The organism is Pseudomonas sp. HY2-MNA-CIBAN-0224, from assembly GCF_040310285.1.
Classification (GTDB): Bacteria; Pseudomonadota; Gammaproteobacteria; order Pseudomonadales; family Pseudomonadaceae; genus Aquipseudomonas; species Aquipseudomonas helleri.
Map to the genome: position 1 here is coordinate 1 of NZ_JBEOPQ010000564.1, position 268 is coordinate 268.

The window sequence follows — 268 nt, forward strand, 5'->3', positions numbered from 1 at the left end:
GCAGTAATGGAAGCCTCTGGTCTGGTCATGTGGGTTGATGACGAAGAGCATATGCACGCGGTAACGGCAGTTTCAGGCTCAGCACCAGCCTATGTATTTTATTTTATTGAATCGATGGTTGATGGTGCAGTCGCCTTAGGGTTGGATAAAGAGCAAGCCTCAGCATTGGCCATGCAAACCATGTTGGGCGCAGCAAAAATGGCAATGGATAGCGATGATGTACCTGCCGAGTTACGCCGCAAAGTTACTTCACCGAACGGTACGACTC

The 268-nt window shown here is 49.6% G+C and carries 1 protein-coding gene; it reads left to right on the forward strand.

Annotated features, from left to right (window positions below; all coding sequences use genetic code 11):
• Positions 1 to 268 (forward strand): pyrroline-5-carboxylate reductase family protein (locus AAEZ03_RS27585; protein WP_350583049.1); only part of this gene is annotated, 268 nt, incomplete at both ends.